The sequence below is a fragment of the Brevibacillus sp. AF8 genome (genome assembly GCF_021270385.1).
Lineage (GTDB): Bacteria > Bacillota > Bacilli > Brevibacillales > Brevibacillaceae > Brevibacillus.
This window is the reverse complement of record NZ_JAGQDN010000020.1, coordinates 1-21,457: the sequence shown is the minus strand read 5'-3', so window position 1 is coordinate 21,457 and position 21,457 is coordinate 1. Positions and strand designations below refer to the sequence as shown.

The following is a 21,457-nucleotide window of genomic DNA, read 5'->3' as shown; positions in this document are numbered from 1 at the left end:
CATTTGATCATGATTCTTCCTGTGCCCGTTCCAGTACAGCTCCGGTGATCGCATCAATGGATGTTTCGATTCCTTTTTCTTTGTACACACGGTAGACAAGAAGCGCTTGCTTGTCAAATGTATCCTTTTTACCCGTCAAAATATACGTAAGCTCCAGAGGGTGATTTCTTCTTAGTGTTGCCTCAGCAGCTTGCTTGGAAATCACCTTTGCAGGATCGGGAAAGCTCGTGGCCCCCTGTCCAAATGCACCTGACATGCCGACAACTTCTCCTGTGTTCGTATCCACAATCACTTCATAGGAGCGATCCACTACGGGAATGCCCTGATACAGCTTGGTAAATCGAAAGCGAACCTCTGCTGCTTCTCTGCTGATGCCTGTCAGCTCCATCTCTTCGATTGTCTTGTCCAAGTAACGCTGCAAATGCTCAATCGCAGGCTGCAACAAGGCTTCCGGCGAAGGTTCCCGATTTTTGCTAAAAGAGGACCTTGCCTCTTGTTTGTTATTCAACCGATAAGATAGCAATTGCCCATTTTCATGTACCCGAGCCGTCAGTTCTTTTTCTTTCTCTTCCCACTGGTACTCCCGTATCCCGTCTCTCCCTACAGATGTCGTCCCTTGCCAATTGTCCACAGCAACTGGCAAACCGAATTCCTTTGCGAGCAAGGAAAGCGTCTCTTCACTTGAACCAGCTTTTAACGTTCTCCCTTCAGCAACTATTTGTATGATGCGTTTTCCCTCATCTCTCTGTATGGGAACGCCTTTGCTATTGACCAAAGCTCCTGTATTGGCATCAATGAACCCAGAAATGTCAGTCTCGTAGTGTAAGGAAGCTACTTCCCCTTCGTTTTCCCGGTAAACCAACCGCAATGTCGAAGCAAGCGCTTCTTCCGCCTTTTCTTTGGATAGTACGGCCGTTGGTTTGGGAATCTGCGCAAGAGAATGAAGTTGATCGGAGTCCTGAAGGATTTGAAAATTGGATACCTGATCGTCATTCATTTTAACAGTGTAGCTTGCTTCATAAAAAGGTATGCCATGAACAACCCGACTAAACCCAATGGTTCCTCGTTTTAGATCAGACTGGGCAGGATTATATCGGTAATCCTTTCCCTGTTCTCCCAACAACTCCAGCATGTATGTTTGTGCTTTTTTCACCAAGGGAGGGATTGAGATTGGATCGGTCACGGCATCAGTCTGCTTGAGCGGGGAGGTAGCTACTGGTGGTAAAGCCTTTTCTGGCTGTTTTTTGTGCTCTGTACGTACAGTAGTCGTCTCTGACCGATTCATTTCGGGAGGACGATTCACGACTTTATTCTCTCTTGGCGTGCTTGCTGAAGGAGGAAGCGGCGGCGGTTTTATGGATTCCGGAGTGGGTGCAGGAACAATGGTTGCAGATGGTTGCTCGTGCTTCATTGTATGCTCCCAAAGAGTTTGAAGACTCTGCTGCCCACTCTCTGTGGACGCCCATCCTCCCAACAAAACAATTGCTGCAACGCCAGCAACCCGATTTGCCACACGTTGAAAATGCAAACGACGCTTCAGTTGATTTGTACGTAATTGTAAACGCCGTTGAGTCTCCCTGACGTATTCCGGGCGAGGTGGCGATTCCGTTTCCTTTAGCCGTCTCAGTTGTTTTTCCAGCTCTTCTTCATGCCAGCTCATGTGGAATCCCCCCTTTCACCGAATCCTTCAGGAAGTGCTGAAGCTTTTTCAGCGCCCGATGATAAACCACCTTGACCTTGGCCTCCGAAATAGCCAGAAGTTCCGCCGTCTCCCTGATGCTGTACCCTTCCACACTGCGCAAGATGACGACCATACGATAAGATGGTTTCAGTCTTTGCAACGCATCCTTGATCTCCCGCATTTCTTCCTTGTTATCCAGCTCTACTTCTGGTATCCCTTGCTTTGCTGTTAGCCGCATCAGCCAGTTTTCAGAAACCAACTCATACAGCTTCTGCTTGCGATAATGGTCGATAGCAATATGCTTTGCGATGGAGAATAGCCAAGTCTTTACTGCTACTCGTCCGTCGTAAGTCGGCAATGCTTTCACGACACGGGTAAACACCTCTTGTGTCAAATCTTCGGTTTCATTCTGATTGCCCGTGAAATGCAGCAAGAAGCAGTAAACAGCCATGTAGTGCTGTTCATAGATGCTCCCCATTTTCTCATTGAGGTCGTCATACATGCGCGCCCTCCTTTCCCCGTGTGTCTTCTATCCCTTGGTCAGGATCAATCGGCTTATTGGTCCTCATCCTCCTGAACAATCTTTCCCGTTAACGCATCAATTTGTTCATTTACCGTTTGATAAACTGTGGCCAGTTTGTATACCAAAAGTGCCTTATTCCCGTTATTTTCAGGATAAAAATACTCCAGTTGAAATTGCTTGAGGAATTCCTGCGCAGCCTGTTCCGCCGTTATCCCAGCCTTCAAATCAGGTAACTGTTCGGTGAATTTCGCTTTGCTAGCCGTGTCTAATCTCATGACCTTTCCGTTAACGATGTAGACATAGAAGCTTCTGTCCCGTACGGGTATCCCCTGATGCACCTTGACGAACTCAAATTCGAAGCTCCCATCTTCTTCGCCTTTGATATGCTTTGAATTACCGATTTCCATCATTTCTTTCGTATCAATGGGTAGGTATTTTTCCATTTCCTTGATTGCTAGCGCGCGTGCTTCTTCCCTCGTCTTACTATCTTTCTTTATGATTGTCACTTCTTTAGAAAAAGACAGAATCTCTCCTGTTTTCTCCACAACAGTTACTACCGTTTCATCGTCAGTTTCTTCTTTCCATGTAAATACCTTGATCCCCGTTTTCGGAAAACTCTCTTCCTTCCATTCCTCTGCTTTTATGTCTACGTTAAATTCCTGTTTCACATATGAGGACACTTCCTCTTTCGTTTTGGCTGTCAGTTTATTCGTTTTCGGCGCAACTTTCACGATTTCTCCGGGCAGGTAGTACTTCTGTTCCGACACGTACAAGGACTTCCCTGTCGTTGCATCCAGATATCCGGAAAACATGGGCTCATACGCAAGCAGCTTCCGATCGGCCCAATAGGACAATTTCATGTGGGAAGCTACTGTTTTTGTCATTTGTTCCTTTGCCAATGCTTCTTTGGGATCGGGGAAAGAGGTCTTTTCGATTGAAGGGATCTCATAGGGAAAGCCCCCATTTGGTCCGCCGGAGACAACCTCACCTTTAGCATTCAACTCTAGGCGTGTACTCAAATTCGGATAGAGTAAACCATTTACGGATTTGGAAAACACAATACCGTATCCACCCTCTTCAGTGAAGAGCTGATTAAGCTGATAACCATCCATATCTGGACCGTACCACTCTTTTAGAAAAGCGGTTGCCTTTTCTTTGGACTCCTGCCAGGTCGGTTTCTTTTCATCTTCCGGTTCCTCTGCTGCTAGCCTGAAACTTATTAATTTCCCGGTTTTCGCTTCAAATTCGATGTCTACTCTCGGCTCATTTTGGTCTTTTTCTTTTCTCAGCTGAACAAAGATAATGTTCGGTCTCTTTTTATCAAGCGTTACCGTCTTGAACGTAAACTCCTTGAGATACGGCAATAGTTTCCCCGCTTTGACCAGAGCTTCGTCTACTGTTTTCATGACATCATCCGCTACACTTGCTTGATTTCCTGCTGATAACGTTGCTTGCTGGTACTCTCCTTGGGTGGCTAAAGCTACAGGTGTGGAGGCCAGGACACACATGGCTCCCATCAGACATACAGCTTGCGAAATTGTTTTCTTCATAGGTTCTCTCCTTTGTATTGGTTACTTGGATGTTTGTGTACATTGACTTATTCGTAGAAACGAACAAAAGGTTACACTTTCCAGAAAAAGCATAAAAACCCTGCTGCGGTGGTCTTACCCCTGTCAAGCAGACAGAACTAAAAAAACCTTGGCAATCCAAGGTTTTTTGCATCTCAAATCATATTTTGCTCAAGACATGCTGTTTTTCACAGTCAAGCATAACGGATTGGCTTCATGATCCGTTGACGACCGGAAAAAGTAGCAATCTCCGCTACCTCTTTTGAACGAAGGACTTCCAGGTTCTCCGCCACGTATCTCCCAATATCGTCGGGAAAGTGCGCGTCGGACGAGAGTGTCAGTGGAACGCCATGCGCCACCAAAACGTCGAGGAAAGCAGGACTGGGGCACATTTCCTGAACGGGATAGCGGTAGTACAGGCCCGCATTGATTTCGGTCGCTGTATCCGTTTCTTTCAAAGCAGTTGCGATTCGATGGTAATAGGGAACAAGCTCCGATTCCTCTGGGCGATGGGAGAACACTTTCAGATTGTCCAGATGAGCAACAAAATCAAACAAGTTGCTCCTAATCATAGATTCAACTGTATGGAAAAAGTCCCCGTATAACTGTTTCAAGTCGTGCTGCTCAAACAGATGGCGAGTCTCGGGATTGTCAAAGCCCCATCCTTGTAAAAAATGAACAGAACCGATCACATAATCCCACGAAGCGCCTTCGAGCAAGCTTTCCAATTCTGCTTCCCCGCCGATAAAGTAATCCGCTTCGATCCCCAGCCGCAACTCCACACCGCTTGCGGACCAACGCTGCTTTGCTGCTTCAATGGCGACACAAAAGTCACTGAGGCTCTCGGTGCATACTTGATCAAGCCACGTTCGCTGCAAGCGACCCAAATCGGTGTCACCCAGGTCCATATACCGTTCAAAGTAGGGACGGGCTTCACGAAAGCGGTATAAATGATCGACAATCCCCACTTCCTTCAAGCCTTTGTTTAACGCTTCACGCAAATACAGATCGATCCAAGACGGGTCGTATGCTCCCAAAGACATCCGGTTATTTAATCGCGCAAGACTGTCCAGCAGCCAGGCGCGGGTATGTCGAGGTTCAGTTAACGGATAAAAGTGGTCGAGGGCTATATTGGTACGGTTGAGCCAACGCAATGAAAAAGGCCCTTCTTCCAGATGAAGATGATAGTCGATCAGCATGTGAAGTCTCTCCTTCCCGGATGTTCGCATATCCAGGTAGTTTGTATGCCAGACGATAGCCATTCATCCGGCATCGGCTGGTCACAAACAACCGCGCTGACATCCTGCCAGCCGCAAATACGAAAAAATTGCGTTTGATCAATCTTGGATGTATCTCCTAATACATAGACTTGCTCCGACCGCTGTACCATCATGATCGAGCACAGCGTTTCTTCCATGTCATAATCGGTGAAGCCATCAGCCGTCATTCCTCCACAGGAAATAAAAGCTTTATCAAAATGAAAGCGGGAGAGCAGCTCGCAGGTAAACGCCCCAGCAACCGATTTTTGGGCCGGATGGGTCACCCCCCCCAGCATAATGACCTGACCGTTGAATTGATTGGCTTCCAACAGCTCGTTTAGTAAAGAAGCGGCGGGGAGCGAATTCGTGACAATCGTTAATTGATTGAGGCCCTTTATCGCACGTGCCAATTCCAGTGTTGTCGTCCCGACATCGAGCGCGATAGTATCCCCGTCAGACAAAAGTTCTGCCGCGATTTGCCCGATTTTCGTTTTTGCCGTCTGTTGGATCGCCTGTTTCTTTTCAAAGTGCGGCTCACGTTTCGCCAAATGAAAAGGGATTGCTCCTCCGTACACTCGCTTTAACAAACGTTGCTGTTCCAAATGGTCAAGATCACGTCGGATTGTCTCCGGTGTTACTGCCAGGTTTTTTGCCAGGCTCATCACCTGAATTTTACCGTGGCGGTTCAATTCGTCCAGAATCACTTGCTGTCGTTCTTCAGGCAATAGTGTCATAAAGCGGAATCACATCCTTGGGACTTACATACAATGTTTTTGTTGTGCCGATCTGCTCCTGCTCGAAGGACAGGTGAAGTGTGTCCACCAGTACAGAAACATCCCGCATGTTCAGCTCGTAACGGGTAATGTTGCCGAGCATGGTTACCTGAGCGATATTCCCGGTCAAACAGATGTCCTCCCCAGCCAACCGCTGTTCGCGAAACGTCTCAGGACGGATTGCGAATCGTTCAACTGCTGGATGAGACAGATTAGGCGCGATTCGGTTAAGCTGCTCGGCAGTCAGCACGTTGTAATTGCCGATGAAGCGAGCAACAAATTCAGAGCGAGGTCGCGTGTAAATCTCTTGGGGACTGCCGTGCTGAACGATTCGTCCACCATTCATGATGTAGATGCGGTCACTGACAGCCATGGCTTCTTCCTGATCGTGAGTAACCAGCACAGTCGTCATGTTTAACTCACGTTGGATTGTGCGTAGCTGCTTTTGCAAATTTTTGCGAATCTGGGCATCGAGTGCACTAAGTGGCTCATCCAGCAGAAGCACTTTTGGCCGGGTAACGAGAGAACGGGCGAGTGCCACACGCTGCTGCTGGCCGCCAGACAATTCACGCGGGTAAGCCTGCTCCTTTCCCACCAATCCCACCAGCTCAATCATTTCTTGGACACGCAGCCGAATCTCCGTTTTCGAGATTTTGTTCATTTCCAGACCGAAGGCAATGTTTTGACTGACCGTAAGATTGGGAAAGAGTGCGTACGATTGGAACACCATGCCGATTTGCCTATTTTTCGGCGACACGTCCGTCACGTCTTTGCCGTCGATGTAGATCATGCCTGTATCCCGAGCCGTCAAACCACTGAGGATGCGTAATAGCGTACTTTTTCCACACCCGCTAGGGCCAAGTAAAGTGACTAGCTCGCCTTTTTCAATCGCAAGATCGAGTTGCTGCAACACGTGTTGACCGTGAAAGGTTTTGGACAAGTGTTCGATTTTGACGTAGCTCATTAGGGGACCTCCTTGCGTGCGAAGCTTCGGCGCGTGAATTTTACAACCAGGCCAGTGATGATAGCCATCAGGACAAAATAAGTGACAGTAATCGCGCTGGCGACATGTCCGCTTGACGATAGCTTGGCGTACAGATACATCTGCAGAGTTTCGTATCTTCCTCCCACCAGGATGTTAATCAGAACGAATTCACCAAACAAAATGGAGAACGACAAGAGCGAGGACACGAAAATTCCAGACATGATATTCGGAACGATAATCCGTACGAACGCCTGCCAGTGGCTCGCACCCAATAGCTCGGCTGCCTCCATCAACGAACGTGCCTGCATCGCAAGCAGACTATTGCGCGTTCCCTGATAAAGATACGGAAGCAAACCGACCAAATACGCCCCGGCGGTGATGATGACCATTGGAATTCCGTTTCCTGAATAAGTACGGATCAATCCGACGGCCATAATAACACCCGGAACAGCATAGGTCAGCATCACCAAAATCTGAACCAGCCTCTCCATCCGGGGAGCGTAGACGATAATGGAGAATACAGCAGGAACAATAATGATAACGGCAACGACTGTCGTCAGAAAGCTGAGCAGAAAAGAACGCCCGAATGCTTGCAAGAATCGAGGATCAGAATACAGCTCTGCGAACCATTTTCCTGTGAGTCCTTCCGGCAAAATCGTACTGTTCCACTCGGTTGCCAGTGAGTAAAGGATGGTAGCCGCTACTGGCAAAAACAAATACAACATGACCAACGCAAACGACAAGGATGGCAAACTGATCCGCTTCAAGACAAATCCCTCCGAATCTTCCGCGTCAGCCACTCGTTCACGAGTAAGGCTCCTGCAAGCGTAAGGCCGAGCAGTACAGCGAGTGCGCTACCCAGCTCGGGTCTGGCAAAAATGTCGCCAGAGACAAGCGCGCCAATCCGAATGGGTACCAGATTGTAGTTGCTCCCAGTGAGCGCATAGGCAGAAGCATAGGCACCCATTGCATTGGCAAACAGAATGCTGAATGTGCCGACGATGCCTGGAAGCAGTACCGGAAAACCGATTCTCAGCCAAAACTTCCATGGACTTGCCCCAAGCAGCTCGGCCGCTTCCATCCATTGTTTTTGAATGGCATTGTACAGGGGATACAAAAGCATTACCGCCAGGGGCAGTTGAAAATAAATATAAACAAGCGTCAAGCCGCTCCACGAATACAGAGTAAAGGACTCACCAAAATCAATCCCCAGTTGCTTCGCGAGCAAAACAAACAATCCACTGTTTCCCAACAGGACAATGAAGGCAAATGCGAGCGGAATTCCTGCAAAATTGGAGGTTAGATTGGTAATAACAAGCACTCGCTGTTGCAGAGATTGCGGGAAACGGGTAATCGCATAGGTGGCGAAAACAGCAACGACGATTCCAATGAGAGCAGACAGGAACGAGATGAGCACGCTGTTCTCAAAAGCTTGCAAGTAATACGAATTTGAAAAAATCTCACGATAATGACTAACGGTAAAACCTCCGCCCCCCTCGGCCTGAAAGCTCCCTCCAATCATAGAAAGCAATGGGACGAGGAGAAACAGGGCGATCATTGCAAAGAACGGAATCGTCGTGACCCAAAGCATACTGACAAATCGTTTCATCGCAAAAACTCCTTTCTTAGAGGAAAAGACGCCCCCTTAGGGAGACGTCTTACTCAGCCCTCCTACGTTCAATGGCTGCATCTCTTTCGAGGGGGAGATGCCGAGCAAATGGCAGGCAAGCGGAGCCACCTGCAATTGCGGAATTTCCTCCTCGCGAATACCGGGAGATATCAGGTCGCTGATGACAAACAAGGGGACGTCCCGGTCAGCGCTAGAAGTGCCACCATGATTTCCATCGGCTGTCATCCCGTGATCGGCTGTTACAATGATTTGATAACCCGCATCGATCCACGCAGGAAGCACATTAGCCAGTATCGAATCTGCCGCCAGAACGCGATTTCGATATCGCGCGGAATCGGCCGTATGCTTATGTCCGTCATCATCGATATTCATGGAGTGGACGTAAAGAAAATCCGGATTGTATCCATTCAACAAAAAGTTGGCGTCAGCAAATAGGTGTGTATCCGGATAGTGATCTTCCCAGTAGAACATCCCGTTTTGTATCGGCTTGTCGGTATTCAATTGGATTCGGTCGTAAAACGGATTGAACGGAGCCTTGTTATAAAGCTCACTTACCCAGCAATAAGCCGCAGCAGCGTTGGACATTCCGTTTTTCTGCGTCAGGTGAAAGAGACTCTCCTGGTGCGAAAGCCGAACCGTCTGATTGCTGGAAATGCCGTTCTTCCAAACAGGGGTTCCCGTTAAAAGAACCTCATACAAAGGGCGAGAGAGACTGGGCAATTCTGATCGCACCTGAAAGCGGGCCGCAATGCCGTACTCGACCAAATGATGCAGGTACCCCATGTGCGTGACGGCTGTGTCAAATCTCAATCCGTCGAGCACAATCATCGCGAGCTTGCTAGCGCACATGGATTAACACCTTCTCTTGCCATAACTGCGGCAACTTTTTAGCCGTCTCTTCCCAAGCAGTCAAATCGCCCACCGGACGTGCGTTTTTGTACATGTCATCCGGGAGCAGCATGGCTTTAGCGGATTCATCCAGCTTGGCGTTAGCGCGAATCGGTCGTGCATAGCCGCGAGCCAAATTGGACTGTCCAGCGTCGGAGAGGATGTATTCACGAGCCAGCATGGCAGCGTGTGGGTGCTTGGCGTACTTGTTGATAACCGTAGCGTATCCGCTGCTGACCGATGCTTCTTCCGGGATAAGGACATCAAAGCGGTTTTTGTCGATTTTGTCCCGATACCCGAGCGCGTTGAAATCCCACAAGATAGCAACTTCGACCTCACCCTTTTCTAGATTGGCAAGACTCGGATCGCTCGTACTGAGCCGCTTGTTCTTTGCCAGCTCAGCGAAAAAGTCAATGCCGGGCTGAATATTTTTCTCATCTCCCCCATTTGCATAGGCGGCGGCCAGAACGGCAAATTGCGCCTGATTCGCTTTCATGACATCGCCAATCGCGACCTTGTAGCTTCCGTTTTTCAAATCTGCCCAGGACTTGGGAGGATTTTGCACCTTTGTCTTGTCAGTGATAAAAGCCAGTGTTCCCGTATAGCCCAGCAGCCAATGTCCTTCATCATCTTTTGCCCAGTCGGGAATGTCGTTCCAGTAAGAGGTTTTGTAAGGCAGCGTCAGCCCTTTTTGCTTGGCTAACGGTCCAAAAGCGATGCCTACGTCACCGATGTCTGCTGTGGCGTCTTCTTTTTCCGCTTCAAACTTAGCCAATTCTTCTGCGCTCGACATGTCGGTGTCCGTATGCTTCAAGCCATATTCCTTTGCAAGATTGCTCCAGGTCTCCCCCCAGTTTGCCCACGTGTCCGGCATTCCCACGGAGTTGACTTCTCCCTCCTGCTTCGCTTTTTCCACGATTTGATCCAGGGTCAATTGCGACGTATCCAGAGAAGTGCCTGATTTCGTCTCGGTGGCACATCCCGCAAGCAGAAAAACGGAAGTCATGACAACAACGGTTCGTTTCCAGCTTAACTGGTTCCCTCTCATCTTTAAGGCCCCTTTTCGTTTTTATTTGTGTTTGATCTCTTGCTTTTTTCTAACCCAATCGTAAACAATCAAAATGAAACTGATATAAATGCGTTGTTAAAAAGCTATTAAGACTCTATGAAAAATAGAAGTGAACGCAAAAAGTGGTCCTCTGAATACCAGAGAACCACCTAGTCCTTCGTTTTTCCTGTTTAATTATGCGCGAATTGCTCCTCTTCCGTCGATCCGCTGAGTGCAGTCGTAGAGGAATTGCCGCCAGAGATGACCTGCGCAACCTCATCGAAATACCCGGTACCCACTTCACGCTGATGACGAGTGGCGGTATAGCCATGTACTTCGCTAGCAAACTCAGCCTGCTGCAATTCAGAATAGGCAGCCATTCCGCGGTCACGATAGCCGCGCGCCAATTCAAACATGCTGTAATTCAGGGAGTGGAAGCCAGCGAGCGTGACAAATTGGAACTTGTAGCCCATCTCGCCGATCTCTTCCTGGAAGCGAGCGATAGTCTGTTCATCCAGCTTCTTTTTCCAGTTGAAAGAAGGAGAGCAATTGTACGCTAACAGCTTGCCCGGGTATTTGGCATGGATCGCTTCGGCAAAACGGCGTGCTTCCTCCAAATTCGGCTCAGAAGTCTCGCACCAGATCAAATCTGCATAAGGAGCGTACGCAAGGCCACGGGCAATCGCTGCATCCAATCCGCCGCGTAGACGGAAGAACCCTTCTGCTGTTCGTTCACCCGTCAGGAATGGTTTATCCTGCTCGTCGATGTCGCTGGTGATCAGGAAAGCGCCATTGGCATCGGTACGTGCCACGATAATTGTTGGGACTCCCATCACATCTGCCGCAAATCGAGCGGAAATCAGATTACGTACAGCCGCCTGCGTTGGAATCAGTACCTTTCCGCCCATATGGCCGCATTTTTTCTCGGAAGCCAGCTGGTCTTCAAAATGCACACCTGCTGCGCCCGCTTCAATCATGCCCTTCATCAATTCAAAGACGTTCAATGGCCCACCAAAGCCCGCTTCTGCGTCTGCCACGATCGGAGCAAACCAATTCGTATCGGTACCACCTTCTGATTGATCGATCTGGTCAGCGCGTTGCAATGCCTGATTAATTCTTTTTACGACTTGAGGAACACTGTTTGCCGGGTAGAGGCTTTGATCAGGATACATCTGACCAGACAGATTAGCATCGGCCGCTACCTGCCAGCCACTCAAATAAATCGCTTTTAATCCTGCCTTTACCTGCTGAATCGCTTGATTCCCGGTCAAAGCCCCCAACGCTTTAATATGGTGCTCGGTATGCAACAGATTCCATAGACGCTCTGCTCCCAGACGAGCCAGTGTATGTTCGATTTGTACGGAACCGCGCAGACGAACGACATCTTCTGCTGTATACGGACGTGTAATTCCTTTAAAACGCTCACCCTGCCAGCTTTGCTCCACCTGTTGAATCGCTTCCTGTTTGTTTACTTTTTTCATTTTCATTTCCCCCACTCATTTTTATTTTTACAAATAGCGATAACCCGGTACCGTTAGGAAGTCTTCAAAATCTTCTGTCGTTACCAATTGCAAGAACAGATCTCCAGCAGTCGGATACTTGCTTTTGTCGTATCTCTCCTGGCCAATTGCTTGCTTGATCGCTTGCAGCTCCTCACTCAGCCACTGCTTCACCAAGCCTTCCGTCACCTTTCTACCATCCTGCAAGACTCCGTGACGATGACGCATCCATTGCCAGACTTGTGCCCGCGAAATTTCTGCTGTAGCCGCATCCTCCATCAGATTGTTGATCGGCACAGCCCCAGAGCCTCGCAACCAAGCCTCGATGTACTGCAAACCTACGCTTATGTTCGTACGGACACCCGCTTCTGTAATCGTGCCCTCTGGGACTGCCAGCAGTTGACTAGCAGATACGTCTACGTCTTCACGTTTGTACCAAATTTGGTTCGGCTCTCTCATCAGGCGATCGAACACTTCCATAGCTACCGGCACTAGCCCCGGGTGAGCAACCCAAGTCCCATCATGTCCATCGTACGCTTCCCGCTCTTTGTCAGCGCGCACTTTGGCAATGGCTTCTGCGTTTTGTACCGGGTCATTTTTCACCGGAATTTGTGCAGCCATTCCGCCGATGCAGGGTGCCATCCGTTTATGGCAAGTCTTCACGGCTAGCGTTGTGTAAGCTTTCATGAACGGAACGGTCATGGTTACTTGGGCACGATCCGGTGTAATCACATCAGGCTGATTCCGCAGCTTTTTGATATAGCTGAAAATGTAATCCCAACGTCCGCAATTCAGTCCTGCACTATGCTCGCGAAGCTCATACAAAATCTCATCCATCTCAAAAGCCGCGAGAATCGTTTCGATCAATACTGTCGCGCGAATCGTGCCGCGTGGAATATTCAATTCATCCTGCGCGAAAAGGAAGACGTCGTTCCAGAGTCGAGCTTCCAAATGGCTCTCCAGTTTCGGTAAGTAGAAATACGGTGCTGTTTGATTCGCGACAAGAGCATCTACGTTGTGGTAAAAATAAAGTCCGAAGTCAAGCAGGCTGCCGGAGATCGGTTTTTGATCGAGGAGGATGTGCTTTTCTTCAAGATGCCAGCCACGAGGACGCACGATCAAAACCGCTGTTTTTTCATTGAGGGTGTATGATTTGCCCTCCGGACTGATGTAAGAGATATTGCGGCGTACCGCATCCTTCATGTTGATTTGGCCTTGGATGGTGTTCTCCCAGGTCGGTGAGTTCGCGTCCTCAAAGTCAGCCATGAAAAGCCGAGCACCCGAGTTCAGTGCATTGATGACCATTTTCCGGTCACCCGAAGGTCCTGTAATCTCCACCCGTCTGTCCTGCAAATCTTTGGGCAATGGAGCAACAGTCCAATCTCCTTTGCGAATGTCCGCTGTTTCCTCTAAAAAATCGGGTAGTTGACCTGCATCAATCTGCAATTGGCGCTCCACGCGCTTCGCCAACAATTGTTGGCGTCTGTCGCCAAACCTTTGCTCCAGCTTCATCACGAATTGAATCGCTTCTGGTGTCAGGATATCTTGATAACCAGGGTGCATCTCACCGGAAATCTGCACCTCCAGCGGATATGGATTCGTTGGTACAGTAGTCAAAACAGCTCCTCCTCCCTCACTTGAAAGTTATTATGGTACAGATCGATAAAATGTTTTTTATTATATAACAGAGGTAGCAAAAAAAATGTCCTTACTCCTGATACCCGCTGCCACTGCAATGGCTGCAACATACATGCCCGTCTCCCAAGCAATTGTGGCAAGCCGCTCCGTTGGCATCACGACCAACGCCTCCACATCTTGGGCAATTTTGTTCTCCGTTACCTTCACACCGATAGCAGTCCATTCTCCATTCCTCCATTTCTGTATTAAAACAATATTCTTAAAATTTGTTTTTATTATATAACAGAGATTGGTACAGTGCAACACGTTTTTAAAAAAATATATCTGTATTAGTACACAATATAAAACAGCCCTTGACCCGTTATGGATCAAGAGCTGTTTTCCAAATCTCTCGCTTATTACTTCGGTGCGATCTTATCTACTCCGCCCATGTACGGACGAAGAGCTTCTGGAATTACGATTGTTCCGTCTGCCTCTTGGTAGTTTTCCAAGATTGCTGCTACTGTACGTCCAATCGCCAAACCGGAACCATTCAATGTATGCACAAATTCTGGCTTTGATTTCGTATCGCGACGGAAACGGATATTGGCACGGCGTGCTTGGAAATCTTCAAAGTTCGAGCAAGACGAGATTTCACGGTATGTGCCGCCGCTTGGAATCCAAACTTCCAGGTCGAATTTCTTCGCAGCCGTAAAACCAAGATCGCCTGTGCACATGCTCAGGACACGGTATGGCAATCCAAGCAGCTGAAGCACCTTTTCAGCGTTTTTCACCAGTTTGTCGAGTTCGTCATAAGACTCTTCTGGTTTCACGAATTTCACCAGCTCAACTTTGTTGAATTGATGCTGACGAATCAACCCACGCGTATCACGGCCAGCAGAGCCCGCTTCCGAACGGAAACATGCGCTGAAAGCAGTGTAGTAGCGAGGGAGATCCGCTCCATCCATGATCTCATCACGATGCATATTGGTGACGGGCACCTCTGCTGTTGGAATCAGGAAGTAATCTGGTCCCTCGATTTTGAATGCATCCTCTTCAAACTTAGGCAATTGCCCCGTTCCCGTCATGCTCGTACGGTTGACGATATACGGTGGGATCACTTCTTCATAGCCATGCTCATTCGAGTGCAAATCCATCATGAAGTTCATCAATGCGCGCTCCAGACGTGCGCCCAAGCCTTTATAGAAAACAAAACGGCTTCCTGTTACTTTTGCCGCGGTTTCAAAATCGAGGATGCCTGCTTGGCTAGCCAGCTCCCAGTGAGGCTTAATCTCGAAGTCAAACGCACGTGGCTCTCCCCATGTCCAGGCGATCACGTTATCGTCTTCAGTCGTACCGATCGGCGTGCTTTCATGCGGAAGGTTTGGCAGGCTCAGCAAAATGAACTCCAGCTGTTCATCCAGTTGGCGCAGCTCTTCATCCAAAGCCTTGATGCGCTCATTTACTTCTTTCATTTCAGCGATCAGATGGTCTGCATTTTCCTTATTGCGTTTCATGACAGCTACTTGCTCGGATACCGTGTTACGCTTATTTTTCAGCGCTTCTGCCTCTTGGATGACTTCGCGACGCTTTTCATCTACTTCTACGAATTGATCCAACGCAGAAATATCTTCATTGCGGTGAGCCAAACGGCGTTTTACTTCTTCTAAATCCTGGCGTAATACTTTTACGTCCAACATGTGTAAATCCCTCCGAATCGTATTGAAAAAAAAACAAAAAACACCCGTCCCCTGGTAAGGGACGAGTGTTGTATACCCGCGTTGCCACCCTCGTTGACATATGCAGCAATCCTTCATGCATATGCCCACTCTTCCGTCATAACGGGACGGTTCCGGGCAAAGTTGTTGTTCCTTTGCCACTCCGAGATGGATTCCCTCACATAACCGGATCGGTTTGCACCTACCACCGACTCTCTAGGCCTGGCTCTTGTGAAGTACTTGTTCTCATCATCGCATTCTCATTCATGAATACTATTATTGTTAACTGTACTACAGGTTCTATACGTATGTAAAGAGCAGCCCATCCTGATCTGTACAGAAAAAAGAAGATCGGCACCTTTTTACGGCCGATCTTCCGGTATGACAGCTAGCTTCTGTATTCCTTGACCATGTCGAGGAAGTATTTGTGCAGTCTTGTATCTTCGGTCAATTCTGGGTGAAAGGCTGCTGCCAAATAATGACCGCTTCGGGCGACAACAATCTTGTCTTCATGCTTGGCCAAGACTTGACCGTTCTCTCCCACTTCCATAATATACGGAGCCCGGATGAACACTGCCGGGTAATCTGCCGCTACACCCGCAACAGGCATCAAGACTTCAAAGCTCTCCTTTTGGCGACCAAAAGCATTCCGCTCGACTTTGATATCCATCAAGCCTAAATGGTAATCGTCTTGTCCTTGAATCCGTTTCGCCAGAAGAATCGCTCCTGCGCAAGTTCCGAAGATCGGCTTGTTCGCCTTACCGAATTCTTGAACAGCCTCCATGAATCCATACTTGTGCATCAGCTTGCTAATCGTGGTGCTTTCTCCGCCGGGAATGACCAGTCCATCTAGGTCATCCAGTTCTTCTACTTTTTTGACCGGGACAGCTGTCGCACCAACCTCTTCTAGCATTCGCAGATGTTCTGCTACAGCTCCTTGTAGAGCGAGTACGCCGATTTTCATGCTACTCACCTTACCAGCCGCGCTCTTGCATGCGATCAGCTTCACGAATTTTGGAGATTTCGATTCCTGGCATTGCTGTTCCCAAGCCTTTGGATACGCGAGCAATCAGTTCGTAATCTGTGTAGTGGGTGGTCGCTTCCACAATCGCGCGAGCAAACTTCTCTGGATTCTCTGATTTAAAGATACCAGAGCCAACAAACACGCCATCCGAGCCGAGTTGCATCATCAGGGCAGCATCCGCTGGTGTTGCTACTCCGCCTGCTGCGAAGTTTACGACTGGCAGCTTACCTGTTTTGTGTACCTCTTCAAGCAGTTCGTATGGAGCACCCAGGTTTTTGGCTTCTGCCATCAGTTCATCGTAGGACATAGCTTGCACTTTGCGGATTTGGGACATCATCGTGCGCATGTGACGAACAGCCTCTACAATGTTTCCGGTTCCTGGCTCACCTTTTGTGCGGATCATGGATGCACCTTCCCCGATACGGCGGAGAGCTTCACCCAGATCACGGGCGCCACATACAAACGGTACAGTGAACTCTTTTTTATTGATATGGTACAAGTCATCTGCCGGAGTGAGCACTTCACTCTCATCGAGATAATCTACACCCAGAGACTCGAGAACACGCGCTTCAACAAAATGACCGATACGAGCTTTTGCCATAACAGGGATCGAAACAGCATTCAGTACTTCCTCTACAATGCTAAGGTCCGCCATGCGAGCAACTCCACCTGCTGCACGAATGTCAGACGGTACACGCTCCAAAGCCATTACAGCAACAGCACCCGCTGCTTCTGCAATTTTCGCTTGTTCAGCATTCACGACGTCCATAATGACGCCGCCTTTTTGCATTTCAGCCATACCTCTTTTAACGCGGGATGTTCCTACTTGTACCATTAAAAATACCCCCTACATCATGAGTCAGAACCGAAACTGTTATGCGGTGTTATGGTTCCTGTTACCGTCATTGTAAACGATAGATGTAGGGGAAAACAATAGTTATTTAATTTCCTGTTCCACTGCTAAACAAATTGCTGAAAAACTCAATGATGCTGCGGAAGAACAGACGAATCCAGCTGGCTTCCTCTACTGCCTGTCCTGCTACGATATCCACGCCTGCTTTTGCTGCGTCTTCAGGCTGCAAGTAATCCGATTCCTTCATACCTTCTTCTTTCAAAACAATCTTACCGACAACTTGTCCTTGCTGGATCGGTGCGGTTAGCTCCTGGAAGGTAACTGTTGGCGTGTATTTTGCTTCCGTACCGGTTTTGGTGATCATGTTTACTTCACTGCCTGTAACAACTGGCACAGTTACCTCTACACCGTTTTTCACAGGAGCTGTTTCAAATCCTTTGACTGGTACATTCTTGTCCATTTGTTTTGTGAGCTTGAAATTGGCAAAACCGTAGTCAAACAGTTTTCTCGTCTCAGCAAAACGCTTTGACTCGGAGCTAGTTTTCATCACGACGCTAATCAAACGCATGTTGTCGCGAACAGCCGTACCTGTAAAACAATAACCTGCTGCATTTGTATGCCCCGTTTTTAATCCGTCTACACCTGGGTAATAGCTAATCAGGCTAGGCAGCATCCAGTTATAGTTTTTCTTGCTCCACTCTTTTGGTGTACCTGTACGGAAGGTGAAGATTGGTTTTTTGGAGGTCTCCAACGCATCCGGGAAATCGTGAATCAGCGCACGGGCAAGGATCGCTGCATCACGAGCAGACATCAGGTTTTCTGTTTGATCGGTCTGAACAGAGTATGGACCCAACTCATTGGCTGGTAATCCAGTTGAAGTGACGAACGAAGTATTTTTCATACCAAGCTCTGCTGCCTTTTTGTTCATCAATTCAACAAAGGCTGCCTCACTGCCTGCGATCTTCTCAGCCAAAAGTACAGTAGCGTCATTGGCTGATACGATTGCCATCGCTTCATACAATTGTTTAACTGTAAAGGATTCGCCTAAATTCAAATACACACCAGACGAATCAGAAATTTTAGCAATATAAAACGCATATTCACTTACAGGGACGACATCATCCCATTTCATTTTCTTTTGCTTGATGGCATCATGAACCAGATATTCGCTCATCATTTTACTCATACTCGCAGGCGGAAGTGCTACATCAGGATCTTTACTATAGAGAACCTTTCCCGTCGATGCCTCAACAAGAATGGCAGACTTCGCTTCCAATTGTAAATTCGCTTGAGATGCTACAGGGGCAGCTTCCACCTTTGAAACCGATCCTCCCATTGCTGTAGCAAAAACAGCGACAGAAAGGAACAGACCTGTCAATCGCTTTGTCCATGTCTTTCGCTTCATGTAATCTCTCACTCTCCTATTTCTGTCGATTTCTTTTTTCATGAAACAAGCACACAATTGTAAGTGTACCATAGGTTGCAGGGTGGCTTGAAGCGAGATTCCTCCTATTTCCACATGTTAGTGGCTAGTAAAAATCCCCTCTCTTTATAAAAGAAAGGGGACGTAGGTCTTCTTTACCACTTTTTCGCTTAAGAAATCGAGTAGTTAGGTGATTCTTTTGTAATTTGTACATCGTGTGGGTGGCTCTCACGCAAGCCAGCACCGGTAATGCGAACGAACTGGGAGTTTTGAATCAAATCTTCGATGGTCTTCGCTCCGCAGTATCCCATACCTGCACGCAGTCCACCAATCAACTGATACGTGACATCCGCCAATGGGCCTTTGTAAGGAACACGGCCTTCTATCCCTTCCGGAACGAGCTTTTGTGCGTTCTCTTGGAAGTAACGGTCCTTACTGCCGGCTTTCATCGCGCCAATCGATCCCATTCCGCGATATACCTTGAAACGACGCCCTTGGAAAATCTCGAATTCGCCCGGGCTTTCTTCTGTACCAGCGAACAGGCTTCCAATCATGATCACTGAAGCACCTGCACCAATTGCTTTTGGCAAATCACCGGAGTATTTAATGCCTCCGTCGGCAATAATTGGAATATTGTACTCTCGTGCTACCTGTGCACAATCATGGATCGCTGTAATTTGCGGAACCCCGATACCTGCTACAACACGAGTTGTACAAATGGATCCAGGACCGATACCAACCTTCACCACAGATGCGCCAGCTTCGATCAGATCGCGAGTAGCTTGTCCAGTTGCAACGTTTCCTGCGACGATGGTGAGCGTTGGGTATTCTTTGCGAACTGCTTTTACCGTTTCAATTACGCCTTTGGAATGCCCATGAGCCGTATCGATTACCAAAACGTCTACGCCAGCTTGTACAAGTGCTGCGGCACGCTCAAACGTGTCTGCTGATACCCCAACAGCAGCACCACACAGCAAGCGGCCTTGGTTATCTTTTGCTGCATTTGGGTATTGGATTGCTTTTTCAATATCTTTAATCGTAATGAGTCCACGCAGGATGTTGTTCTCATCCACCAACGGGAGCTTTTCGATTTTATGTTGTTGCAAAATCAATTCTGCCTGTTGCAGTGTAGTACCGACAGGAGCCGTCACCAGGTTTTCTTTGGTCATCACGTCTTTGATCTTGATGGAGAAGTCATGCACAAAGCGCAGATCGCGGTTGGTAAGAATCCCGATCAGTTTTTGATTCGCATCGACAATCGGAACACCGGAGATACGATATTTACCCATGAGAGCATTCGCTTCTTCTACGGTATGTTCTTGAGTCAAAGAGAATGGATTGGTAATAACGCCACTTTCAGAGCGTTTTACACGATCTACCTCGCTTGCTTGTTGCTCGATGGACATGTTTTTATGGATAATCCCGATACCACCTTGGCGAGCCATGGCGATTGCAAGTCCAGACTCCGTTACGGTGTCCATCCCAGCACTGATCAGAGGAATATTCAGCTTCACATTCTCACTCAATTGTACTCGCAGATCAACATCCCTTGGCAAAACTTCAGATTTTGCTGGAATGAGCAATACATCATCAAACGTTAAGCCCTCTTTAACAAATTTATCTTCCCGCACAGTTGAAAGCTCCTCTCGGCGAATTGTTTAAGACAGTTTAACAAACGGCTTAATTTACTGTCAAGAAATGAGTATATCGTTCGGTTATAGAATCGATTATACAGATAAATCAAAAAATATTTAGGGAAACATAACCATATTACGAAAATTACCAAAGGTGGGTAACATGGATAACGCTTGGAAAACATTACGCTATTTTGAGACCGAACCAACTGCACGTAAATATTTGGCTTCCTGCTATCATGACATGGGTACTGAGCATGCCGAGCGACTAGCCTTTCAACAAAGCTCGCGTTTCCTTTATCTCTGGAGACAAGCCAGACATTTTTATTCCACTTCCGCTGTTGCCGACTTGTCCATCCAGCCATTGCTGCTGTTTTATGGTTGCTCTCACTTGTTGAAGGCGATGTTATTGACTCGTGATCCGTATTATCCCCAAAACAGTCGTGTTCTGCAACATGGTGTCACGACCAGAAAGCTTAAAAGAAACGCCTATATCCTAATGGAGGACGAGGTTCGTCCACAAAAGGAGGGGTTTTTTGCGCAATTAACTCACGTGTTCCAGCTTGCGCCGTTACAAGAGCGCTATTCAGTCCATGATTTATTTTCATCCATCCCTAGCGTGAGCGATAGTTACGGAATTGCTACGGATCAACCACGTAACTGGATAACGCCAAAGATTGAGCATATAAGTCAGGATGATTTGATTCGCATTACCTTTCCTGAAAAAACCGAAGGGCCATTATCCTATTCAACTGAGACCTTCATCCAGTACATTCACAGGCTGGCTCCATCTTCATGCATCTTGGAAAAGCTCTCCTGGGGAAATAATAAAATCAGAAAGGAACTGACCCTTCCTCAGTGTGCCCTGTCTGAACTGGATCAACACCCGTTATTTCGTTTACATCAGAACGTCCTGTTCTTTTGGAATGGTTCGGCTTCTTCTCTACCTCTTCCTGAATGGGCGATTCATTACTTGCTGCTTTATGTACTCGGCATGCTTTGCCGCTATGAAACGGAGTGGTGGGGAGAGCTAACGATGTCTCACGGACTTGTTGAGCGATATGTGGTGGAACATTTTTTGGAACATCATATGGATACCTTTCCCTCGGTTATTCGAAAGCAATTTTACCGAAATCACCGGATGCCCCTTCCCCCTTTTCCCTCCGATCCGTATTAAATTTCATGTCACTGCTTTATCTACACCAAAAAACCTTCCTGCCATCATCAGCAAGAAGGTTCTCTTTTATTCCCTGAAAACTGGATCTGCATGATTGCTAAGTGTGTGGATAAGTCCTCGACCGATTAGTATTCGTCAGCTCCACGCGTTACCGCGC

The 21,457-nt window shown here is 47.9% G+C and carries 19 protein-coding genes and 1 other annotated feature; of the genes, 1 reads left to right on the top strand and 18 read right to left on the bottom strand.

Annotated elements, in window-relative coordinates:
- Positions 1-7 precede the first annotated feature (7 nt).
- From KB186_RS21800 to guaB, 18 genes are all read right to left on the bottom strand, one after another.
- Positions 8-1,660 (bottom strand): YcdB/YcdC domain-containing protein, encoded by a 1,653-nt coding sequence (locus tag KB186_RS21800; RefSeq protein WP_232774362.1) that lies wholly within the window; start codon positions 1,658-1,660, stop codon positions 8-10.
- Complete coding sequence (locus KB186_RS21795; protein ID WP_173612151.1) at positions 1,647-2,183, bottom strand: RNA polymerase sigma factor; 537 nt, start codon at positions 2,181-2,183, stop codon at positions 1,647-1,649. Before KB186_RS21795 ends, KB186_RS21800 begins: the two co-directional genes overlap by 14 nt.
- A 53-nt stretch (positions 2,184-2,236) precedes the next feature.
- Positions 2,237-3,754, bottom strand: coding sequence for a YcdB/YcdC domain-containing protein (locus KB186_RS21790; RefSeq protein WP_221868204.1), 1,518 nt, complete (start codon positions 3,752-3,754; stop codon positions 2,237-2,239).
- A 212-nt stretch (positions 3,755-3,966) separates the two neighbouring features.
- Positions 3,967-4,971: a histidinol phosphate phosphatase domain-containing protein gene (locus KB186_RS21785; protein ID WP_173612153.1), complete on the bottom strand. Its 1,005-nt coding sequence runs from the start codon at positions 4,969-4,971 to the stop codon at positions 3,967-3,969.
- Positions 4,965-5,765 carry a DeoR/GlpR family DNA-binding transcription regulator gene (locus KB186_RS21780; protein WP_232774361.1) on the bottom strand — a complete coding sequence of 267 codons (801 nt, stop codon included), beginning with the start codon at positions 5,763-5,765 and terminating at the stop codon, positions 4,965-4,967. Before KB186_RS21780 ends, KB186_RS21785 begins: the two co-directional genes overlap by 7 nt.
- Entirely contained in the window at positions 5,749-6,768 is a 1,020-nt protein-coding gene (locus tag KB186_RS21775; protein WP_232774360.1) for an ABC transporter ATP-binding protein, read from the bottom strand. The genes KB186_RS21780 and KB186_RS21775 overlap by 17 nt, the downstream gene beginning before the upstream one ends.
- On the bottom strand, positions 6,768-7,556 hold the full coding sequence (locus tag KB186_RS21770) for an ABC transporter permease (protein ID WP_221868201.1): 789 nt from the start codon (positions 7,554-7,556) through the stop codon (positions 6,768-6,770). Before KB186_RS21770 ends, KB186_RS21775 begins: the two co-directional genes overlap by 1 nt.
- Positions 7,553-8,398, bottom strand: coding sequence for an ABC transporter permease (locus KB186_RS21765; RefSeq protein ID WP_232774359.1), 846 nt, complete (start codon positions 8,396-8,398; stop codon positions 7,553-7,555). Before KB186_RS21765 ends, KB186_RS21770 begins: the two co-directional genes overlap by 4 nt.
- A 36-nt stretch (positions 8,399-8,434) precedes the next feature.
- A complete protein-coding gene (locus KB186_RS21760; RefSeq protein ID WP_232774358.1) occupies positions 8,435-9,268 on the bottom strand; it encodes an alkaline phosphatase family protein in 834 nt (277 codons plus the stop codon).
- Positions 9,258-10,355: an ABC transporter substrate-binding protein gene (locus KB186_RS21755; protein WP_219663364.1), complete on the bottom strand. Its 1,098-nt coding sequence runs from the start codon at positions 10,353-10,355 to the stop codon at positions 9,258-9,260. Before KB186_RS21755 ends, KB186_RS21760 begins: the two co-directional genes overlap by 11 nt.
- Before the next feature lie 191 nt (positions 10,356-10,546).
- Positions 10,547-11,836, bottom strand: a complete 1,290-nt coding sequence (gene aceA / locus KB186_RS21750) for an isocitrate lyase (RefSeq protein ID WP_173612160.1) — start codon at positions 11,834-11,836, stop codon at positions 10,547-10,549.
- Between the two features lie 27 nt (positions 11,837-11,863).
- The gene (aceB, locus tag KB186_RS21745; protein WP_173612161.1) at positions 11,864-13,471 is read right to left on the bottom strand and encodes a malate synthase A; all 1,608 of its coding nucleotides are present in this window, start codon (positions 13,469-13,471) and stop codon (positions 11,864-11,866) included.
- A gap of 60 nt (positions 13,472-13,531) precedes the next feature.
- Entirely contained in the window at positions 13,532-13,699 is a 168-nt protein-coding gene (locus KB186_RS21740) for a hypothetical protein (RefSeq protein ID WP_232774357.1), read from the bottom strand.
- Between the two features lie 191 nt (positions 13,700-13,890).
- Complete coding sequence (serS, locus tag KB186_RS21735) at positions 13,891-15,171, bottom strand: serine--tRNA ligase (protein WP_106785127.1); 1,281 nt, start codon at positions 15,169-15,171, stop codon at positions 13,891-13,893.
- A 54-nt stretch (positions 15,172-15,225) separates the two neighbouring features.
- Positions 15,226-15,451 (bottom strand) — a binding site (T-box leader).
- Between the two features lie 126 nt (positions 15,452-15,577).
- Positions 15,578-16,153, bottom strand: a complete 576-nt coding sequence (gene pdxT / locus KB186_RS21730) for a pyridoxal 5'-phosphate synthase glutaminase subunit PdxT (RefSeq protein WP_232774356.1) — start codon at positions 16,151-16,153, stop codon at positions 15,578-15,580.
- Positions 16,154-16,163: 10 nt separating this feature from the next.
- Positions 16,164-17,048 carry a pyridoxal 5'-phosphate synthase lyase subunit PdxS gene (pdxS, locus tag KB186_RS21725; RefSeq protein ID WP_012683798.1) on the bottom strand — a complete coding sequence of 295 codons (885 nt, stop codon included), beginning with the start codon at positions 17,046-17,048 and terminating at the stop codon, positions 16,164-16,166.
- 106 nt (positions 17,049-17,154) lie between these two features.
- Positions 17,155-18,471: a D-alanyl-D-alanine carboxypeptidase family protein gene (locus KB186_RS21720; protein ID WP_173612164.1), complete on the bottom strand. Its 1,317-nt coding sequence runs from the start codon at positions 18,469-18,471 to the stop codon at positions 17,155-17,157.
- A 188-nt stretch (positions 18,472-18,659) separates the two neighbouring features.
- A complete protein-coding gene (guaB, locus tag KB186_RS21715; protein WP_173612165.1) occupies positions 18,660-20,120 on the bottom strand; it encodes an IMP dehydrogenase in 1,461 nt (486 codons plus the stop codon).
- 166 nt (positions 20,121-20,286) lie between these two features.
- On the opposite strand from guaB, the gene KB186_RS21710 reads away from it, so the two are divergent.
- A complete protein-coding gene (locus KB186_RS21710; protein WP_232774355.1) occupies positions 20,287-21,300 on the top strand; it encodes a YaaC family protein in 1,014 nt (337 codons plus the stop codon).
- Positions 21,301-21,457 lie beyond the last annotated feature (157 nt).